Below are 3,030 nucleotides of genomic sequence, written 5' to 3' on the forward strand. Positions count from 1 at the left end.
CCTTAAAAGTAGAGGACTTACAATAAGTGGTCTAAGTTGTCATGGCAATTTACTGCATCCAAATAAGATGGTTGCCAAAAAGGCTCATGATGTGTGGAGAAAAACAGTTTTATTAGCTGAACGTCTAGAAGTGCCGGTGATTAATGGATTTTCTGGGTGCCCAGGTGACCACCCAGGTGCTAAAAATCCAAACTGGGTAACCTGTTCTTGGCCGCCGGAATATACGGAAATCCTAGATTGGCAATGGAATGAAGTAGTCATTCCTTACTGGAAAGAGGAAGTGAAATTTGCAGAGTCACACGGTATCCATCAAATTGCGCTTGAAATGCACCCGGGTTTTGTTGTGTATAACCCTGAAACTCTCTTGAAATTAAGAGAGCATGCTGGGCAAAGTATTGGAGCTAATTTTGATCCAAGCCATTTGATTTGGCAAGGGATTAATCCAGTAGAAGCCATTAAAAAACTTGGTCGAGAAGAGGCTATCTTTCATTTTCATGCAAAAGATACGTATTTGGATCAGGCAAATATTAGTGTTAATGGAGTATTAGATACAAAACATTACAGTGATACTTTGAATCGTTCGTGGACATTTAGATCCGTAGGATATGGTCAAAACGAAAAAGTATGGAAAGATATGGTGAGTGCGCTTCGTGCTGTAGGATATGACTATGTGATATCCATTGAACATGAAGATATGCTAGCTTCGTTAGATGAAGGATTAAGTAAGGCTATCTCTTTATTAAAAGGCGCACAATTTAAAGAACAATTAACTGAAATGTGGTGGGCGTAACAGTATATTTCCTATATAGTTAATGATAAATACCCAGATGGGTATTTATCATTAAACATTGAAGAGACCCATCTAATGAGTAAATATGGCTGTCAGCATTGTTAAATATATAATTTTGAGGTGATTAAAATGAATGCGATTTCAAAAAGAGAGCAAAACACCAAAGGTCTTCCATCAGCAATGATTTGGGGCTATATCGCAACTCTAATTTTTATGGTAGGAGATGGTCTAGAACATGGTTGGCTTTCACCGTATCTTATTGAACATGGCTTAACCGTTCAACAATCTTCTACTCTCTTTGCAGCATACGGGGCTATATTAGCAATCGCCTCCTACTTTTCGGGTGTCCTTACAGAAGCATGGGGACCGAGAAAGGTTATGATAGCAGGCTTGGTTATCTGGTTAGTTGGTCAAGTTCTTTTTATTGAATATGGTCTAAAACCACATAATTATGCAGTTATGTTACCGACTTATGCTATTCGAGGATTTGGTTATCCTTTATTTTGCTACTCGTTTTTAGTTTGGGTTACTTATCGCAGTCCTGACCGTATTTTAGCTACGGCAATAGGGCTATTTTGGGCAGCATGGAGTGGCGGTCTTTATGTTGTTGGAAGTTATTTTCCAGCTTATATGATTCCGAAAATCGGATATATCGGATTAATGTGGAGTGCGGTCGTATGGGTGTTAATCGGTGGACTAATTGGAGTTGTTGTTGTAAAAGGCCAAGTACATGAACGTGAGGGTAACGGCAAGGAAAAATTGAAAAGTTTACTCAGTGGACTAACTATTTGTATTGAAAAGCCAAAAATCGCAATAGGAGGAGTTGTTCGTATAATAAACTCGACCGGCGTAGGTGCTCTTCCAATCTTTTTCCCTCTATACTTGTCCTCTGAATATGGATACAGTACAGAAGAATGGTTACAAGTATGGGGAACTATGTGGGTGGCCAATATCTCTTTTAACTTAGTCATTCCCTATATCAGTGACAAATGGTTAGGTTGGCGAAAAACAATTATGTGGATTGGCAGTGTCGGTTGCGGTGTAATGACTCTGGTTTTGCTTTATACTCCTCAAATGTTTGGGCATAATTTCTGGGCATTAACTGTGGTGGGTATATTTTTTGGAATCGTTCTATGTGGTTATGTACCGCTTTCTGCTCTAGTAAGTTCATTAGCACCTGAAAAGAAAGGCTCAGCTATGGCTATTGTAAGTTTTGGGGCTGGAATGTCTTACTTTATTGCACCTGCAATTGTAGGAACATTCATTGGTAGCATGGGTGTACACGGAGTTATGTGGATATTTGCTAGTTTGTATTTTGTTAGTGCTATTTTGATGGTATTTATGAAATTACCAAGTGAGGAAAAACAAAACAAGAGCAGTTATTCATCTGAGAAACAAGTCGGTTGAAAGTAAGGACAATCAATATGGCAGACAGGCTTTTATACTGTTTTAACGAAGTACTTAAGTGAGTAAATGTCATATAACGAACATAATAAAAAAGTCCTTGAAATTCAAATAATTTCATGGATTTTTTTATTTTCCTAATGGACAAGTTAACAGGTGAATTTTTTAGAGATATTAGCAATGTATGGGRTATTTTATACTTCCATTTAAAGAACCTCTGCCTAAAGGGTATGAATCGAATGAGATAATTGCAGAACTAAAATATCCATCGTATTAAGGTTGTTCATATKCAAAATTAATAAATAATTCTTCTTTCTTAGCCCTTTCTTCTGCTCTAATTCTTAGTCAGTGATCTCCTCCACATTTAATAAAGCAATTACCTATTTACTCGTGTAGAGTAAAGCCCGCTTTTTTGACGTGTTTCTTCTATTTTGATGATAAAGAAAGAGTAAATAAACTCTAAGATTGTAGCTAAAGCTAGAATAGGCACAGTAACCTTAATTATGGTACCAAAATTACTTGCTATATCAACTKATAAAAGAAACGATCCAATTATAACTATATACAAAATTATCGAAGTGACTAATGAAGCTATTAATACCTTTAATGCATTTTTAAAAAAGTTCCCATCTAATTGACCGTTTTCGGTGCCTATTAACAGAAAATCAGTAGGATATTTAAGTAAATGGAGAGAAGAAATTGTGAATAATTGAAACAAATAGGCAGATTTAATCAGTCTTCAAATGTGCCTATATTTTTTTGACTCGTATTGTTGATTAACAATCTCCATTTAATATAAATCGTACTTATTATCGAAGATACGTCTTTTAATTGAC

2 protein-coding genes are annotated in these 3,030 nt (G+C 36.1%); both read left to right on the forward strand.

Going from position 1 to position 3,030, the window contains the following annotated elements; all coding sequences use genetic code 11:
* Positions 1–790: sugar phosphate isomerase/epimerase family protein (locus AC1DRF_RS21375; RefSeq protein WP_477741631.1), on the forward strand; the 790-nt coding region annotated here is incomplete at its 5' end.
* A gap of 129 nt (positions 791–919) precedes the next feature.
* On the forward strand, positions 920–2,197 hold the full coding sequence (locus AC1DRF_RS21380) for an MFS transporter (RefSeq protein ID WP_477741632.1): 1,278 nt from the start codon (positions 920–922) through the stop codon (positions 2,195–2,197).
* Positions 2,198–3,030 lie beyond the last annotated feature (833 nt).

The sequence above is a fragment of the Priestia sp. P5_B4 genome (assembly GCF_056400385.1).

What these genes read in the sequence shown, in the direction of transcription:
- AC1DRF_RS21380 (WP_477741632.1), top strand. Translation starts at nt 920, where the DNA reads ATGAATGCGATTTCAAAAAGAGAGCAAAACACCAAAGGTCTTCCATCA.